We start from the raw sequence: 14,497 nt of genomic DNA, 5'->3' as shown, positions 1-14,497 counted from the left end.
TCAGGGGGTGTAGGCCTTCGCGGCGTCCGAGACGAAGGGCTGCCGGACCGTGCGCATACCGCCGGGGACGGTCTTGTCCGGCTGGATGATGACGGACTCGCGGGACGAGGGTGCCTTCGGATCGCCGAGGTCGTGGCTCATGCCGAAGCCGGCGTCGTGTGCCGTCAGGGTGAGGAGCGCCTTGCCGACGCCGTCACGGGTGAGGTCCTTGTCCGCGCAGGCCTTCTTCAGGGCCTCGCCGAAGACGCTCGCCGCCGTCCAGCCAGCGACGATGCCGTTGTCGAGGGCGTCGCTCGGGTAGGCGGCCTTGTACTCCGCGACCAGCTTCTTCGCGGTCGGGGTGTCGGCGCCGATGGGGAGGCTCGGGGAGGCGAACCAGTACATCTTCTCCAGGGCGGGTCCCGCCTGGGTGCCGAGGAGCTGAGGGGCGAAGGCCGAGTTGTTGCCGACGACCGGGACCTTGAGGCCGGTGGCGGCGGCGACACCGACGAGGGAGGCGGCCTGGCGGGGGCCCGCGCTGATGACGATGGCCTTGACCCCGGCCTGCTTGAGCGCCGCGACCTGCGCCGACATGTCGTTGTCGGTCGGCTTGATCTTCTGCTCGACGACGGTGAGGCCCGCCTTCTCCGCCGCGTACTTCGAGCCCTTGAGCGCGTTCTCGCCGTAGTCGCCCTCGAAGTAGACGTGGCCGAGCTTGTCGCCCGTCTTCAGGCCCTTCTCCTTCACCAGGAAGTCGACGGCGTTGATGGTCTCGACGTCGTACGTGGCACCGAGGACGCGGATGTACGGGGAGCCGAGCAGCGAGGCCGACCAGGCCTGCGGGAGGACGAGGCCCTTGTCCTGGCCGTCCACCCGGGGCTTGACGGCGGCGACGAACGGCGAGCCGATGAACTGGGCGTAGCCGACGACCTTCGGCTCCAGCTCGGTGTAGGCGGCGAGCGCCTTCTGCGGGTCGTAGCCGTGGTCGCGGACCGTCAGCTCCAGCTGCCGGCCGCAGATCCCGCCGGCGGCGTTGACCTGCTTCACGTACAGCTGCTGGGCCTGGGTGACGCTCTTGCCGAGGGTGGCGTACACGCCGGTCATGTCGGTGAGCGCGCCGAGCGAGATCGTCTTGTCGGTGACGCCCTCGCCCGTCTTCACCCCGCCCGCGTCGGTCTGCTTGCCGTCGCCGGTCTTGGCCTTGGAGCTGCATCCGGCGGCGGTGAGGGCGACCAGTGCGGCGAGCGCGGCGGCCAGGCCCCGCACGGCCTGTCTGCTGTGGTTCATCGTGTCTCCCCAGAGGGTTCGGTGGTGGGTGTGGGGCTCTTGGATGTGGGGTTCTTGGATTTGCCGGGCCTGCGGGCGGCGAGCCGGGCCAGGCCTCCGGGCAGGAACAGCACCACCGCGACGACGGCGGCGCCGTACAGGTAGCGGGAGGCCTCCCCCGGTGCGATCCCGCCCGTCCCCGGGGCGGAGACCAGCGGGAGGGCGTCGCTGTACCGGTTGAGGAGCTGCGGCAGGAGGGACACGAAGACGCCTCCGGCCACCGCGCCGGCGACCGAGCCGAGACCGCCGATGACGATCATGGCCAGGTACTCGAGGGAGAGCGCCATGCCGAAGTACTCGGGCACCGTGCGCTGGAAGACCAGGGCGAGCAGGACGCCCGCCAGGCCCGCGTACATGGAGGAGAGGACGAAGACGGCGGCGCGGTAGCGGGCCACCGGGATGCCCATCACGCCCGCGGCGATCCGGTGGTCCCGGATGGCGTTCATCGCACGGCCCGGGCGGCCCCGCAGGACACCGCGGGCGAAGACCACTCCGGCGAGGAGCAGCACGAGACCGAGGTACCAGAGCTTCTCGACCGCCCCGAACGGGACCTGCGCGATCAGGAGTTCGCTGTCGTCGAAGGTGAGACCGAAGAGGCTGAGCGGGGGGACGGCACGGCCGTTGTAGCCGCCGGTGAGGTCATGGGCGTTGAAGAGCACATGCTGCCCGATGAAGATCAGCGCGAGGGTGGCGATGCCGAGGTACGCGCCGCGGAGCCGTCCCGCGATGGGGCTGAACACCCCGCCCGCCACACCCGAGAGGGCGACCGCCAGGACGGCGGCGAGCCAGCCGGGCAGTCCGAGCCCGGCGAGCCCGTCGGCGCCGTCACCGGCGAAGGCGCAGTAGCCGTACGCGCCGACGGCGAGGAAGAAGGCGTGCCCCATGGAGAGCTGCCCGGTGGCGCCGGTCAGCAGGTTGATGCCGATCGCGCCGAGGGCGGCGGCCATCGCGAACAGGCCCGCCTGGAGCCAGAAGCGGTCCAGGTAGAAGGGGAGGACGACGAGGACGAGGCCGGCGGCGGCCCACCCGTACACCGCGGGGGTACGGACCCGGAGGCCGCTCCTGGCGAGGGTCTCAGACACGGGCCAGCTCCTTCGTGCCGAAGAGTCCGGCCGGGCGGATCAGGAGCACCGCGACCATGACGAGGTAGGGGGCGAGGTCGCCGATCCCCCGGCCGAGGAACGCGAGGTCGCCCTGGTAGCCGGTGGCGAGGGACTCGGTGACGCCGACGAGGAGACCGCCGACGAGGGCGCCCGTCGTGGAGTCGAGGCCGCCGAGGATGGCGGCGGGGAAGGCCTTGAGCGCGGCGAGCGACGTGGCCCGCTCCAGGCCCGGTGTCGGGAAGACGGTCAGGAAGAGCGCGGCGACGGCGGCGAGACCGCCGGCGACCGCCCAGGCGCCGAGCGAGACCCGGCCGAGCCGGATGCCCATGAGGGCGGCGGTCTCCTGGTTCTCGGCGGCGGCCCGCATGGCGACGCCCCAGGAGGTGTACCGGAAGGCGAGCAGGAAGGCGGTGATGAGGAGGGCCGCGGCGAGCAGGGCGGCGATCCGGGTCTCCGCGATCGTGACCGGGCCGACGGTGACGACGGCGTCGCCCCAGGGGTCGCCCAGGGCGAGGATGTCGGTGCCGATCCTGCGGGTCAGTTCGGTGGCGAGCAGGATGTCGACGCCGATGGTGACGATCGCGAGGACACTGTGGTCACCGCCCCGGTGGCGGCGCATGACGAGGAACTCGACAGCCGCGCCGACGACGGCCGCGCCCGCGATGCCCGCGAGCAGGGCGGGCCAGAAGCCGATCTCGTCGTGGAGCACGGCGGTGACGTAACCGCCGGCCAGGAGGAGGGAGGCGTGGGCGAAGTTCACGACCTCGGTGGCACGGAAGATGATCACGAAGCCGAGGGCGATGAGGGCGTAGATCGAGCCCAGTGAGATGCCGTTGATCAGGAACTCGGCGAAGGTGCTCACGCGGCGGACTCCTCTCCGAGGTAGGCGCGGACGACCGCCGGGTCGTTCTGGACGGCGGCGGGTGCCCCGTCGGCGATGCGGCGGCCGAAGTCGAGGACGGTGACGGAGTCGGCGAGCCGCATCACCAGGCCCATGTCGTGCTCGACGAGGAGGACCGAGATGCCGAGGCTGTCGCGGACGCCCGCGATGACCGAAGCGGTACGGACCCGCTCGTCGGCGGTCATGCCGGCGACGGGCTCGTCGAGCAGCAGCAGCTTCGGCTCCATGCAGAGGGCGCGGGCGAGTTCGGCGAGTTTCTGCTGTCCGTACGGCAGCGAGCCCGCGGGCTTGGCGAGCTGATCCTCCAGGCCGACGAAGGCGGCGATCTCCCGGACCCTGGCGCGGTGGCGCGCCTCCTCGCGGGCGGCGGACGGAAGCCGGAGCCCCGCGGCGACGAAGCCGGTGCGGGTCAGCCGGTGGCGGCCGAGCATCAGGCTGTCCTCGACGGTGGCGCGCGGCGGCAGGGCCAGGTTCTGGAAGATCCGGCCGACGCCGAGGTCCGCGATCCGGTGCGGGGGCAGTTCGGTCAGCTCGTGCGGGCCGAGGCGGACGGAGCCCTCGGTGGCCCGGTAGACGCCGGAGAGCACGTTGAAGCAGGTGGACTTGCCGGCGCCGTTCGGCCCGATGAGGGCGTGCACGGTGCCGGGCCGGACGGTGAAGCCGACACCGTCGAGGGCGGTGAGTCCGGCGAAGCGGACGGTCAGGCCCTCGACGACGAGTGCGGGGACGTCCGGCGCGGCCGTGGGAGTCGCGGGTGCGTCGGTCATCGGGTCTCCTCCCAGCGGGACAGGACCGGGTGTGTGGTGCGGGCGCGGTCCGCGTCGGCGGCGGCGTCCTCGTCGACCACGCCCAGATAGCGCCGTCGTACCTCGTCGGAGGCGGCGAGTTCGGCGGCAGGACCGGAGAGGGTGACCTCGCCGACCTCCAGGACGTACGCGCGGGAGGCGAGCCGCAGGGCGAGCGCCGCGTTCTGCTCGACGAGGAGCACCGCGGTGCCCTGGGCGTTGATCTCGCGGATCGCGTCCGCGATCCGGGCGGCCATCAGCGGGGCGAGGCCGAGCGAGGGCTCGTCCAGGAGCAGCAGGTCGGGTCCGGCCATCAGGGCGCGGCCGACGGCCAGCATCTGCTGCTCGCCGCCGGAGAGCAGTCCGGCCTGCTGCCGGGCGCGTTCGGCGAGGACCGGGAACAGCTCGTGGACGCGGCGGAGGGCGTCGGCCTTCGCCGCCCGGTTGCCGCGCCCCCCGAGGGCGCCGGCCCGCAGGTTGTCCTCGACCGTCATCCGGGCGAAGACCTGGCGGCCCTCGGGAACCTGGGAGACACCGGCCGCGACGACCCGGTCCGGCGGCAGCCCGTCGAGCGGCCTGCCGTCCCGGCTCACCGCGCCGGAGACCACGGCACCGCCGTGGAACCGCAGGGTGCGCGAGACCGCCCGCAGCAGTGTGGACTTCCCTGCGCCGTTGCCGCCGAGGACGGTGACGACCTCGCCCGCCGGCACGGTCAACGACACCCGCCGCAGCGCGCGCACCGGGCCGTATCCCGCCGTCAGGTCCGTCACCTCGAGGGCGGGTGCGGTACCTCCCATGGTTCCCCTTTCCCCGGCCTCGCTTGTTACTCGGCCGTTCAGTGGCGCTCACCCCAACACCGCGCCCGACCGCGCGTCCACGTTCCGCGGCCGAAACGCTGCCGGTGACCAGCGGGGACGGCGGCGGGCTGTGCATGCGCACAACAGTGCGCGTCAGGGCTGTGCGGAGGGGGCCGGGGCGGTGGATCCTCCCGGCATGGGACGGCGCAGACGGCGGACCGGCGACGACTGGAAGATGCTCGCGCAGGCGTGCACGGCGCTTCTGGAGCGGGTGCCGGAGCTGGTGGACGAGCATCTGAGGGAACTTCACGCCTACGAGCCCGCCTACGGGCGGATTCTTCCGTACGACCAGCACTGGCAGGAGGCCCACGAGGCGATGCGGATCGGGATCGAGATGATCTCGGCGCCCCGCAACTCGCCCCGGAGGGACCTGGAGCACGCGGACGAGATGGGCCGGCGACGGGCCGCGCAGGGCATGCCGCTGGAACTCGTCGTGCACGCGTACCGGCACGCGGGGCATCTGGTCTGGGACGCGCTGATCGACGGCGCCGGGTCGGACACGGCGCAGCTCGCGGCGCTGATGCAGTCGGCGACCACGGTGTGGTCGGCGGTGGACGCGCAGGCGGACACCGCGTCGGAGGCCTACCGGGAGACGGAGCTTGAGCTGCGCCGCAGGACCGACGAGCAGCTCCAGGCGCTCCTGGACGCGCTGCTCCAGGGTCAGCGGTCGCCCGAGCTGGTGTCGCGGGCGGCGGCGGGCCTCGATCTGCCGGAGCAGGGGCGGTACGCGGTGGTGGTGCTGCGCTACGACCGGCGGGAGGAGCGCGAGCCGTTCCACCGGCAGGTGCAGGGCGAGGGCGTGCGGTTCCTGTGGCGGATGGGCGCGGACTGCGAGCTGGGGGTGGTGGCGCTCGCCGGCGACACCGGTCTCGACGCGCTGTCGGAGCTCCTCGACGGGCGGTGCCCCGGGCCGGGCGGGATCAGTCCGGTGGTGGTGGGCCTCACCGAGCTCGGCCGGGCGCGGCGGCTCGCGGAACTGGCCCTGCGGACCTGCCCGCCGGGCAGCCGGCAGATCGTGCGGCTCGACCGGCGGATGGCGGGCGCGCTGGTGGTGGGCCAGCCGGAGATGGCGAGCCTGCTGGTCTCGGACGTCCTGGGCGGCCTGCTCGAACTCGATCCGGCGGACCGGGCGGTGCTCCTGGAGACGCTGGACGCGTGGCTGGACTGCGAGGGGTCGGCGGGGCGGGCGGCGGGGCGGCTGTACTGCCATCGGAACACGGTCTTCAACCGGCTGCGGCGGCTTGAGCAGCTGACGTCGCGGTCGCTGTCCCGGCCGCGGGACCTGACGGAGATGACCTTGGCCCTGGACGCGTTCCGCCTGACGGCGTCGGGAGGTTGAGGACCGGCCCCCGCGTGTGGCTCTCCCCACCCCCTCGGCCCCGTGTGGGCGATCGTCCCGCTGGGCGGGACGAATGCCCACAACGAGGGCGGCGGGCGTGGACGGCGGTGCTACGTCAGGAAGTCTCGCGCGATGTGCGACGACACTTCCTCCAGGAGCGGGCCCGCGTTCGCCATCGACGTCGCCGGGTCGGGCTCGAGCGCCGTGAGGGGGTACGCGCGGCGGATGCCGGCGGTGCCCAGGGCCTCGGGGGGCAGAGCCAGCCGGCCGCAGACCGCGACGACCTCCTTGCCGGCCGCGCGGGCCGCCGCGGCGACGCCCGCCGGGGCCTTGCCGTGGAGGGTCTGCTCGTCGAGGGACCCCTCGCCGGTGATGACCAGGGTGGCGCGCTCCAGGGCGGGGGCGAAGCCGAGGACCTCCAGCATCAGCTCGATGCCGGGGCGGAAGCTCGCGCCCAGGATGAGCGCGCCGTAGCCGATGCCGCCCGCGCCGCCCGCGCCCGGGGCGAGAGCCGCCTCGGCGGCCTTGGGGCCGATGGCCTTCTCCAGGACGGTGGCGAAGTGGGCGAGGGCCGCGTCCAGGGTGCGGACGTCGTCCGGGGTGGCGCCCTTCTGGGGTCCGTAGACGGCGGGGGCGCCCTTGGGACCGGTGAGCGGGTTGTCGACGTCGCTCGCGAGGATCAGGTCGACGGAGCCGAAGCGGGGGTCGAGCCCGGTGAGGTCGGCGGTGGCCAGGTCGGCGAGGGCCGCGCCGCCGGGGCCCACGGGCGCGCCGGACGCGTCGAGGAAGCGGGCGCCGAGCGCGGCGAGCATGCCGGCGCCGCCGTCGGTGGTGGCGCTGCCGCCGACGCCGAAGACGACGGTGGTGGCGCCCGCGTCGAGCGCCGCGCGGAGCAGTTCGCCGGAGCCGTACGTCGTCGCGGTCAGCGGGGCGAACACGCCGGGCGGGAGTAGCTGGAGGCCGGAGGCCTCGGCCATCTCGACGACGGCGGTGGTGCCGCGCAGCGCGAAGGCCGCGGTGACCGGTTCGCCGAGCGGTCCCGTCACCTGGACCTCGCGGCGTTCGAATCCGGCCGCGACGGCTGCCGCGACGGTGCCGTCGCCGCCGTCCGCGACGGGCAGCGTCTCCACCGTGAGCTCGGGGATGACCCGTCGCAGTCCTGCTGTGACCCGCTCCGCGACCTGTACGGCCGTGAGCGAACCCTTGAACTTGTCGGCCGCCACGAGTACGTGAGCGACCCGAGTTGCTGCTCCGTCCGTCACCTTGCATCCCTTGCTTTCGAACGTGCAGTCGCGCCGAGGCCGACCCTATCCGTACCCCCGGACGGCGTGCCACCCCCGGATAAGACGATATGCCGCACCATAGTGGGGTCCCATGAGTACGGAAAAGATCGTTCCCGACGACAGGCCCGAGGTGCAGGTCATCGGGATCGGGGTCGCGGCCGTCGTCGCGGCCGTCGGCTGGGCCGCCCTGGGCGAGGAGTCCTTCGACAGCGCGTCGGATTCGGCGCTTCAGTGGGTGCTGTCGAACTTCGCCTGGCTCTTCGTGATCGCCGCGGACATCTTCCTCGTCCTGTGCGTGGTGATCGCCCTGAGCCGGTTCGGCCGGATCAGGCTGGGCGCGGACGACTCGGAGCCCGAGTTCGACAACCTGGCGTGGATCGCGATGATGTTCAGCGCCGGCATGGGCATCGGGCTGATGTTCTACGGGGTCGGGGAGCCGCTCCAGCACTTCCTGAGCCCGCCCCCGGCGAGCGGGGCGCCGGCCGGAACGGGCACGGCGGCCCTGAACGCGATGGAGTACTCGTTCTTCCACTGGACGCTCACCCCGTGGGCGATCTACGGCATCGCGGGCCTCGCCCTCGCGTACGCGGGCTTCCGCAAGGGCCGGGGCAACCGGCTGAGCTCCGCCTTCGTACCGCTCCTGGGCGCGCGCCGGGTGGAGTCCTGGCCGGGACGGGCGATCGACCTGCTCGCGGTGTTCGCGACCGTGTTCGGCACGGCGACGAGCCTCGGGCTCGGTGCGCTCCAGGTCGCCGAGGGGCTGAACCTGACGATGGGCGTGGAGAACTCGACCTCCACCCAGCTGATCGTCATCGCGTCGCTGTCCGCGGCCTTCGTCCTGTCGGCCTTCTCGGGGCTGCACAAGGGCGTGAAGTGGCTGTCGACCCTGAACATCGTCCTCGCGGCCTGTCTGATGCTCTTCGTGTTCCTGCTCGGTCCCACGGTCTACATCCTGGACACCATCCCGGCCTCCGTCGGGGGCTATCTGCACCAGCTGCTGCCGTTGGCGAGCCGGACGGGAGCGTTCACCGACCCCGAGTGGCTGGGGGCGTGGACGATCTTCTACTGGGCCTGGTGGCTCTCCTGGGCGCCGTTCGTGGGCACGTTCATCGCCCGGATCTCACGGGGCCGGACGATCCGGGAGTTCCTGGTGGGTGTGCTGCTCGTGCCGTCCGGGGCGACGGTGGTGTGGTTCTGCGTGATGGGCGGTACGGCGATCCGGCTGGAGTCCACGGGCGCGGCGGACCTGGCGGCGGCCGTGAAGGACGGGGCGGAGGCCTCGTTGTTCGCGATGCTGGAGGCGCTGCCGATCGGCACGGTCACGTCGGTTCTGGCGATGCTGCTCGTGATGACGTACTTCATCACGAGCGCGGACTCGGCCTCGCTGGTGATGGGCTCGCTCACGAGCCGCGGCTCGCTGCACCCGCCGACCTGGCTCGTGGTCACCTGGGGCGTCCTGATGGCCGCCGTGGCGGCGGTCCTGCTCGTGGTGGGCGGTCTCGAGTCGCTCCAGACGGCGACGATCCTGGTGGCGCTGCCGTTCGTGCTGGTGATGCTCGCCCTGTGCTGGGCGCTCCTGAAGGAGCTGCGGGAGGACCCGGGGGCGGGTCCGGTCCGGCACCACGCGCTGCACGGTCTCGGTGACGCGGTACGGGCCCTGGTCGGCGAGGCGATCACCGAGCAGGGGGGTTCCCGTCATCACCGGCTGCGCCGGGCGGCGAAGGCGCGCACGGACGTGGAACCGCCGGAGGACAAGGACTGACACGGCCCCGCGCGGACGGGGAACCCACGGAGCGCACGACGGGCCTCGGCCGGATCCACACCATGCCGAACACGTCCGTACCGACCGCCGGACTCCTCTACGGGGAGGGCGGCTTCACCCGCACGGTCGCGCTTACCGAACGCGACGGCCTGGACACGGACTCCGACGGGGCGGCGGCGCCGGGGTGGGTGAACCGGCCGAGCGGACCCTGCGGCTGGCTACGCTGCCGCCATGACCACCACCGACTACGCCACGTACATCGCCGGTCTCCCCCGCGTCCTGGCCGCCGCCGCGCTCTTCCGGGACGCCGGAGGGCGTGTCCTCGTGGTGGAGCCAAGCTACCGCGAGGGCTGGGCACTGCCCGGCGGCACGATCGAGTCCGACGCCGGCGAGACGCCTCGTCAGGCCGCCCGCCGGGAGACGGCTGAGGAGCTCGGCCTGGACCTGGCCCTGGGTCCGCTGCTCGCGGTGGACTGGTCGCACGGCTCGGCCCGGCCGCCGATCGTGGCGTACGTGTACGACGGCGGTGTGCTGGCCGAGGAGCGGTTCGCGGAGATCCGGCTCCAGGAGGAGGAGCTGCTCTCCTGGAAGCTGATCGAGCGCGGGGAGGTCACCGCCCACCTTCCGGGCAGCCTGGGCCTGCGGGTCCTCGCCTCGCTGGACGTCCTGGCGACGGGCACGGGGCCGGTGGAGCTGGAGAACGGTCACCCGGCCTGATCGACAAGACGCCCCTTAGCCCTGCGGGGGTTCGGGTGGAAGGAGTTCGCCGGTGCGGTGCGGCTCGTCGCGGGTGGCGACCCTGGCCTCGGTACGGTGGCCGCGCGCGATGTAGTCGCGGACGACGGCCTCCACCGCGTCCTGCGGGTTCCCGACCCCTGCCAGGACCATGACCTCCACGACGAGGTCGGCGTCGAGCGTGATGTTCACCTTGGCCATGCCGGGAACCTAGCATCCGGAAACCCGTTCGCGGGAGCGGTTTCGCGGTGCCTGGGCTCGTCGTGGCGCACCACGTGATCGCCGCGTACGAGCGCACGAGCGGGAACGCGCTGCGGGTGATCACCCAGAACGTGGACGGACTGCATCAGGCCGCCGGGGTGCCCGGCCGCAAGGTGCTCGAACTCCACGGCTCGGCGCGGTCGGTGGTGTGCACGGCCTGCCACGCCCGCTCGTCGATGGCGGAGGCGCTGGACCGGGTGCGGGCCGGTGAGGACGACCCCGCGTGCCGGGTGTGCCACGGGATCCTGCAGACAGCGACCGTGATGTTCGGACAGCGGCTCGATCCGGTGGTGCTCAGGGAGGCCATGTCGATCGCCAAGGCCACCGAGGTGTTCGTCGCGGTCGGCAGCAGTCTCCAGGTGCAGCCGGCGGCCTCCCTCGCGGGGATCGCGGCCGAGCACGGCGCGCGGCTGGTCATCGTGAACGCGGAGCCCACCCCGTACGACCCCGTCGCCGACGAGGTCGTCCGTGAGCCGATCGGCACCGCGCTGCCCGCGCTGCTCGACCGGCTCCGGTAGCCGCTGCGGCAGGGAGCCGCTTCGTGGAAGGCGGCGCTCGCGGAAGGAGCCGGTCCTAGAAGAGGGCGTCCGGTTCCGCCGCACCCGATTCGAAGGCGAGGAGCCGCTGCTTGCGATCGAGGCCGCCGCCGTAGCCGGTCAGGCCGCCGCCCGCGCCGATCACGCGGTGGCAGGGGACGATGATGCTGACCGGGTTCTTCCCGTTGGCGAGGCCCACGGCCCGGGAGGACCCTGGGCTGCCCAGTTCCTCGGCGAGTTCGCCGTACGTCCGGGTCTCCCCGTACGGGATGCGGAGCAGCTGCTCCCAGACCCGCTTCTGGAAGGGGGTGCCGATGAGGTGCAACGGCAGGTCGAACGCGGTGAGTTCGCCGGCGAAGTAGGCGTCGAGCTGGCGGATCGCCTCGCCGAAGGGGCGTGGGTCGGGCTCGCCGAAGCTCTCCTCGGGCGGGCGGTGGCGCTGCCCGGTCATGTGGACGCGGCTGAGGACGCCGTCGACGGCGACGAGGGTCAGCGGTTCGTACGGACTGTCCACGACGGTGTGCCGGACGGTGGGGGCCATGACGGTTCAGTGTCCTTCGCTGGGCAGGTGGTTGATCGGGTGGTCGTCGGTCGCCCAGAGGTACTGGACGGCGTACGCGCGCCAGGGGCGCCAGTGGGCCGCCCGTGCGGTGAGCGCGCCGGGGGTGCCGGGCAGGCCGAGACCCTCGGCGGCGCGGCGGACGCCGAGGTCCCCGGGGACGAAGGCGTCGGGATCGCCGAGGGCACGCATGGCGATGACCTCGGTGGTCCAGGGCCCGAATCCGGGCAGGGCGAGCAGTCGTGCGCGGGCCTCCTCGCGGTCGTCGGCGGGGCCGATGGTGAGTGAACCGTCGGCGAGGGCCTGGACCAGGGTGAGGAGGGTGGTGCGGCGGCTGCGGGGCAGGGCGAGGGTCTCGGGGTCGAGGGCGGTGAGTGCCTCGGGGTCCGGGAAGAGGTGGGTGAGGCCGCCTTCGGGGTCGTCGACGGGGGTGCCGTACGCGGTGACGAGCCGGGCGGCGTGGGTGCGGGCGGCGGCGGTGGAGACCTGCTGGCCGAGGACGGCCCGTACGGCGAACTCGGCGGGGTCGACGGTGCCGGGCACCCGGCGGCCCGGCGCCTTGTCGACGAGCGGCGCGAGCAGCGGATCGGCGCGCAGCCGTTCGTCGACGGCGACGGGGTCGGCGTCGAGGTCGAGGAGGCGGCGGCAGCGGCTGATGGCGTGGGTGAGGTCGCGGGGGTCGGTGAGGGAGAGGCGGCAGGCGATGTGGTCGGTGCGCGGGGCCAGGGCGACGATCCCGTGCCCGTACGGCAGGGCGAGGGTCCGCCGGTAGGCACCGTCGCGCCACTCCTCGACGCCGGGCACGGCGGTCGCGGCGAGGTGGCCGAAGAGGTTGGAGGGTTCGAGCGGGGCACGGAACGGCAGGCGGAGGCTGATCACGCCGGGGGTGGGGGTCCGGTCGGGGATCGGGCGGGCCGCACGGGCGCGCAGTTCGCCGGGGGTCAGGGCGAAGACCTCGCGGACGGTGTCGTTGAAGGTGCGGATGGCGGAGAAGCCGGCCGCGAAGGCGATCTCCCCCAGGGGCATCGGGGTCGTCTCGATGAGGACCCGGGCGGTCTGGGCGCGCTGGGCGCGGGCCAGGGCGAGGGGTCCTGCGCCCAGTTCGGCGAGGAGCTGGCGTTCGATCTGGCGGGTGGACCAGCCGAGGCGGCGGGCGAGACCGGGGACGCCCTCCCGGTCGACGACCCCGTCCTGGATGAGCCGGACGGCGCGGGCGACGGCGTCGGCGCGGACGTTCCACTGGGGCGAGCCGGGGCTGGTGTCGGGGCGGCACCGCTTGCAGGCCCGGAAACCGGCGCGCTGACAGGAGGCGGCGCTGGCGTGGAACTCCATGTTCTCGGGCTTGGGCGGGACGACCGGGCAGCTGGGCCGGCAGTAGATCCGGGTGGTGCGGACGGCGGTGAAGAAGACGCCGTCGAAGCGGGCGTCCTTCGACTGGACGGCCCGTACGCAGCGCTCGGTGTCGGTGTGCATGAGTCCAGGATCGGGGACGGACGGCCCGCGGGCTGGCGAGAAAACGACATGGACGTCCGTCCCCCGCCCCGGTCGCGCTCAGCCGGTGACCGTCCGGAAGTGGGTGGTCAGCCTGCCGTCGTCGCCGAGGACGTGGAAAGCGAGAGCGGGCGGCAGGTCGAGGTGCACGTGCGGGTCGTCCGGGCCCGGGTTCTCCCAGGGCAGCCGGAGGGTGGAAACGACGCCGGGCGCGACGAGCAGCGGGCGCCCGGCGAAGGTGGTGGCGGCGGCCGTGTGCGCGTGGCCCGCGAGGAAGGCCGTGAGGTGGGGGTGGCGGTCGGCGAGCGCGGCGAGCCGCTCCTCGCCGAACTGTCGGATCTCGTCCACGTACGGGGTGTGCAGCGGTACGGGCGGGTGGTGGAAGGCGACGAGGACGGGCACCTCGGGCGGGGTGCCGGTGAGGACCGCGTCCAGCCACTCCAGCGTCTCGTCCTCCAGGAGGCCCTGGTGTTCACCGGGGACGGACGAGTCGCAGAGGGCGATGACGAAGCCCTCGCCCCGGAGCACCTGGTTGACGGGGGCGTACGGGCGGGTTCCCGTCTCCTCGGACAGCAGGGTCTTCCGGAAGGCCGCGCGGTCGTCGTGGTTCCCGGGGCAGAGGAGCAGCGGATGGCGGGAGCTCAGCAGTTCCCGCGCCCGGGCGTACTCGTCGGGGGTTCCGTGGTCGGTGATGTCCCCGGTGACGAGCACGGCCGCCAGGTCGTACGGCAGCTCCTCCAAGTACCGCAGGACGGCGCGGGTGCGGTCCGCGCCGCGCTGCCCGCCGTCGATGTGGACGTCGCTGAGGTGAGCGAGGACGATCATGCGGGCGGGACCTCCATGGGGTGCGAAGGGCATTCACCGTGACCGTACGGTGGCCACGACCGGGCCGGGAAGGGCCGCGTCGGGACCGGTGGCCCGCTTCCTTGCCCCGCACGGTGGCCCGCCTCCGCGTCCTACTCGAACCGCGCGGTGTCCCCCGCCCCGCGGCGGACGATCTCGGGCTCGCCGCTGGAGAAGTCGACGACCGTGGTGGGTTCGGTCCCGCACTCGCCGGAGTCGAGCACCGCGTCCACCTGGTGGTCGAGCCGCTCCTTGATCTCCCAGCCCTGGGTGAGGGGTTCCGCCTCGTCGGGCAGCAGCAGGGTGCTGGAGAGCAGCGGCTCGCCGAGTTCGGCGAGGAGGGCCTGGGTGACGACGTGGTCGGGGATGCGGACGCCGACCGTCTTCTTCTTGGGGTGGAGGAGCTGCCGCGGCACCTCCTTGGTGCCCGGCAGGATGAAGGTGTACGCGCCGGGGGTGGCCGCCTTCACCGCGCGGAAGACGTCGTTGTCGATGTGCACGAGCTGGCCCAGTTGGGCGAAGTTCTGGCACATCAGCGTGAAGTGGTGCCGGTCGTCGAGGTCGCGGATGGCCCGGATGCGGCTGATGCCGTCGCGGCTGCCGAGGCGGCTGCCGAGCGCGTAGCAGGAGTCGGTCGGGTACGCGACGAGCGCCCCGTTCCGGATGGAGTCGGCCACCGCACCGATGGTGCGGGGCTGCGGGTTGTCGGGGTGGACGTCGAAGTACTTGGCCATGGG

The 14,497-nt window shown here is 73.1% G+C and carries 14 protein-coding genes and 2 pseudogenes; 5 read left to right on the top strand and 11 right to left on the bottom strand.

Annotated features, from left to right (window positions below):
* The 5 genes from ACFVYX_RS03960 to ACFVYX_RS03940 are packed head-to-tail and all read right to left on the bottom strand — an operon-like array spanning position 1 to position 4,891.
* On the bottom strand, positions 1-1,266 hold the full coding sequence (locus tag ACFVYX_RS03960; RefSeq protein ID WP_389679714.1) for an ABC transporter substrate-binding protein: 1,266 nt from the start codon (positions 1,264-1,266) through the stop codon (positions 1-3).
* Complete coding sequence (locus tag ACFVYX_RS03955; RefSeq protein ID WP_389679713.1) at positions 1,263-2,387, bottom strand: branched-chain amino acid ABC transporter permease; 1,125 nt, start codon at positions 2,385-2,387, stop codon at positions 1,263-1,265. The genes ACFVYX_RS03960 and ACFVYX_RS03955 overlap by 4 nt, the downstream gene beginning before the upstream one ends.
* On the bottom strand, positions 2,380-3,270 hold the full coding sequence (locus tag ACFVYX_RS03950; protein WP_389679712.1) for a branched-chain amino acid ABC transporter permease: 891 nt from the start codon (positions 3,268-3,270) through the stop codon (positions 2,380-2,382). The genes ACFVYX_RS03955 and ACFVYX_RS03950 overlap by 8 nt, the downstream gene beginning before the upstream one ends.
* Positions 3,267-4,076 (bottom strand): ABC transporter ATP-binding protein, encoded by an 810-nt coding sequence (locus ACFVYX_RS03945; RefSeq protein WP_389679711.1) that lies wholly within the window; start codon positions 4,074-4,076, stop codon positions 3,267-3,269. Before ACFVYX_RS03945 ends, ACFVYX_RS03950 begins: the two co-directional genes overlap by 4 nt.
* Entirely contained in the window at positions 4,073-4,891 is an 819-nt protein-coding gene (locus tag ACFVYX_RS03940) for an ABC transporter ATP-binding protein (RefSeq protein ID WP_389679710.1), read from the bottom strand. Before ACFVYX_RS03940 ends, ACFVYX_RS03945 begins: the two co-directional genes overlap by 4 nt.
* A gap of 196 nt (positions 4,892-5,087) precedes the next feature.
* Here ACFVYX_RS03940 and ACFVYX_RS03935 point away from each other — a divergent pair, with 196 nt between their 5' ends.
* On the top strand, positions 5,088-6,290 hold the full coding sequence (locus ACFVYX_RS03935) for a PucR family transcriptional regulator (protein WP_389679709.1): 1,203 nt from the start codon (positions 5,088-5,090) through the stop codon (positions 6,288-6,290).
* 110 nt (positions 6,291-6,400) lie between these two features.
* Here ACFVYX_RS03935 and ACFVYX_RS03930 read toward each other — a convergent pair whose 3' ends face one another.
* Positions 6,401-7,552: a glycerate kinase gene (locus ACFVYX_RS03930; protein ID WP_389679708.1), complete on the bottom strand. Its 1,152-nt coding sequence runs from the start codon at positions 7,550-7,552 to the stop codon at positions 6,401-6,403.
* A gap of 112 nt (positions 7,553-7,664) precedes the next feature.
* On the opposite strand from ACFVYX_RS03930, the gene ACFVYX_RS03925 reads away from it, so the two are divergent.
* The 3 genes and pseudogenes from ACFVYX_RS03925 to ACFVYX_RS03915 all read left to right on the top strand — a co-directional run bounded on the left by ACFVYX_RS03925 (position 7,665) and on the right by ACFVYX_RS03915 (position 10,052).
* Positions 7,665-9,335, top strand: coding sequence for a BCCT family transporter (locus ACFVYX_RS03925; protein ID WP_389679707.1), 1,671 nt, complete (start codon positions 7,665-7,667; stop codon positions 9,333-9,335).
* 29 nt (positions 9,336-9,364) lie between these two features.
* Positions 9,365-9,514, top strand: a pseudogene (locus ACFVYX_RS03920) (ADP-ribosylglycohydrolase family protein); the annotation flags it as partial.
* A 52-nt stretch (positions 9,515-9,566) separates the two neighbouring features.
* Entirely contained in the window at positions 9,567-10,052 is a 486-nt protein-coding gene (locus tag ACFVYX_RS03915) for an NUDIX domain-containing protein (RefSeq protein ID WP_389679706.1), read from the top strand.
* Positions 10,053-10,067: 15 nt separating this feature from the next.
* Here ACFVYX_RS03915 and ACFVYX_RS03910 read toward each other — a convergent pair whose 3' ends face one another.
* Positions 10,068-10,271: a type II toxin-antitoxin system VapB family antitoxin gene (locus ACFVYX_RS03910; protein WP_389679705.1), complete on the bottom strand. Its 204-nt coding sequence runs from the start codon at positions 10,269-10,271 to the stop codon at positions 10,068-10,070.
* Between the two features lie 65 nt (positions 10,272-10,336).
* On the opposite strand from ACFVYX_RS03910, the pseudogene ACFVYX_RS03905 reads away from it, so the two are divergent.
* A pseudogene (locus tag ACFVYX_RS03905) lies at positions 10,337-10,849 on the top strand (NAD-dependent deacetylase); the annotation flags it as partial.
* 55 nt (positions 10,850-10,904) lie between these two features.
* On the opposite strand, the gene ACFVYX_RS03900 reads toward ACFVYX_RS03905, so the two are convergent.
* The 4 genes from ACFVYX_RS03900 to ACFVYX_RS03885 form a co-directional block, all read right to left on the bottom strand.
* Entirely contained in the window at positions 10,905-11,408 is a 504-nt protein-coding gene (locus ACFVYX_RS03900) for a methylated-DNA--[protein]-cysteine S-methyltransferase (protein WP_389679704.1), read from the bottom strand.
* Between the two features lie 6 nt (positions 11,409-11,414).
* Positions 11,415-12,899, bottom strand: coding sequence for an AlkA N-terminal domain-containing protein (locus tag ACFVYX_RS03895; RefSeq protein WP_389679703.1), 1,485 nt, complete (start codon positions 12,897-12,899; stop codon positions 11,415-11,417).
* A gap of 78 nt (positions 12,900-12,977) precedes the next feature.
* Positions 12,978-13,742, bottom strand: a complete 765-nt coding sequence (locus tag ACFVYX_RS03890) for a metallophosphoesterase (RefSeq protein ID WP_389679702.1) — start codon at positions 13,740-13,742, stop codon at positions 12,978-12,980.
* Positions 13,743-13,873: 131 nt separating this feature from the next.
* Positions 13,874-14,494 carry an L-threonylcarbamoyladenylate synthase gene (locus ACFVYX_RS03885; RefSeq protein ID WP_389679701.1) on the bottom strand — a complete coding sequence of 207 codons (621 nt, stop codon included), beginning with the start codon at positions 14,492-14,494 and terminating at the stop codon, positions 13,874-13,876.
* Between the last annotated feature and the right edge of the window lie 3 nt (positions 14,495-14,497).

Origin of the sequence: Streptomyces sp. NPDC058326, from assembly GCF_042879855.1 — a bacterium.
Taxonomy (GTDB): Bacteria; Actinomycetota; Actinomycetes; order Streptomycetales; family Streptomycetaceae; genus Streptomyces.
This window is presented reverse-complemented; position numbering and strand designations above follow the sequence as displayed.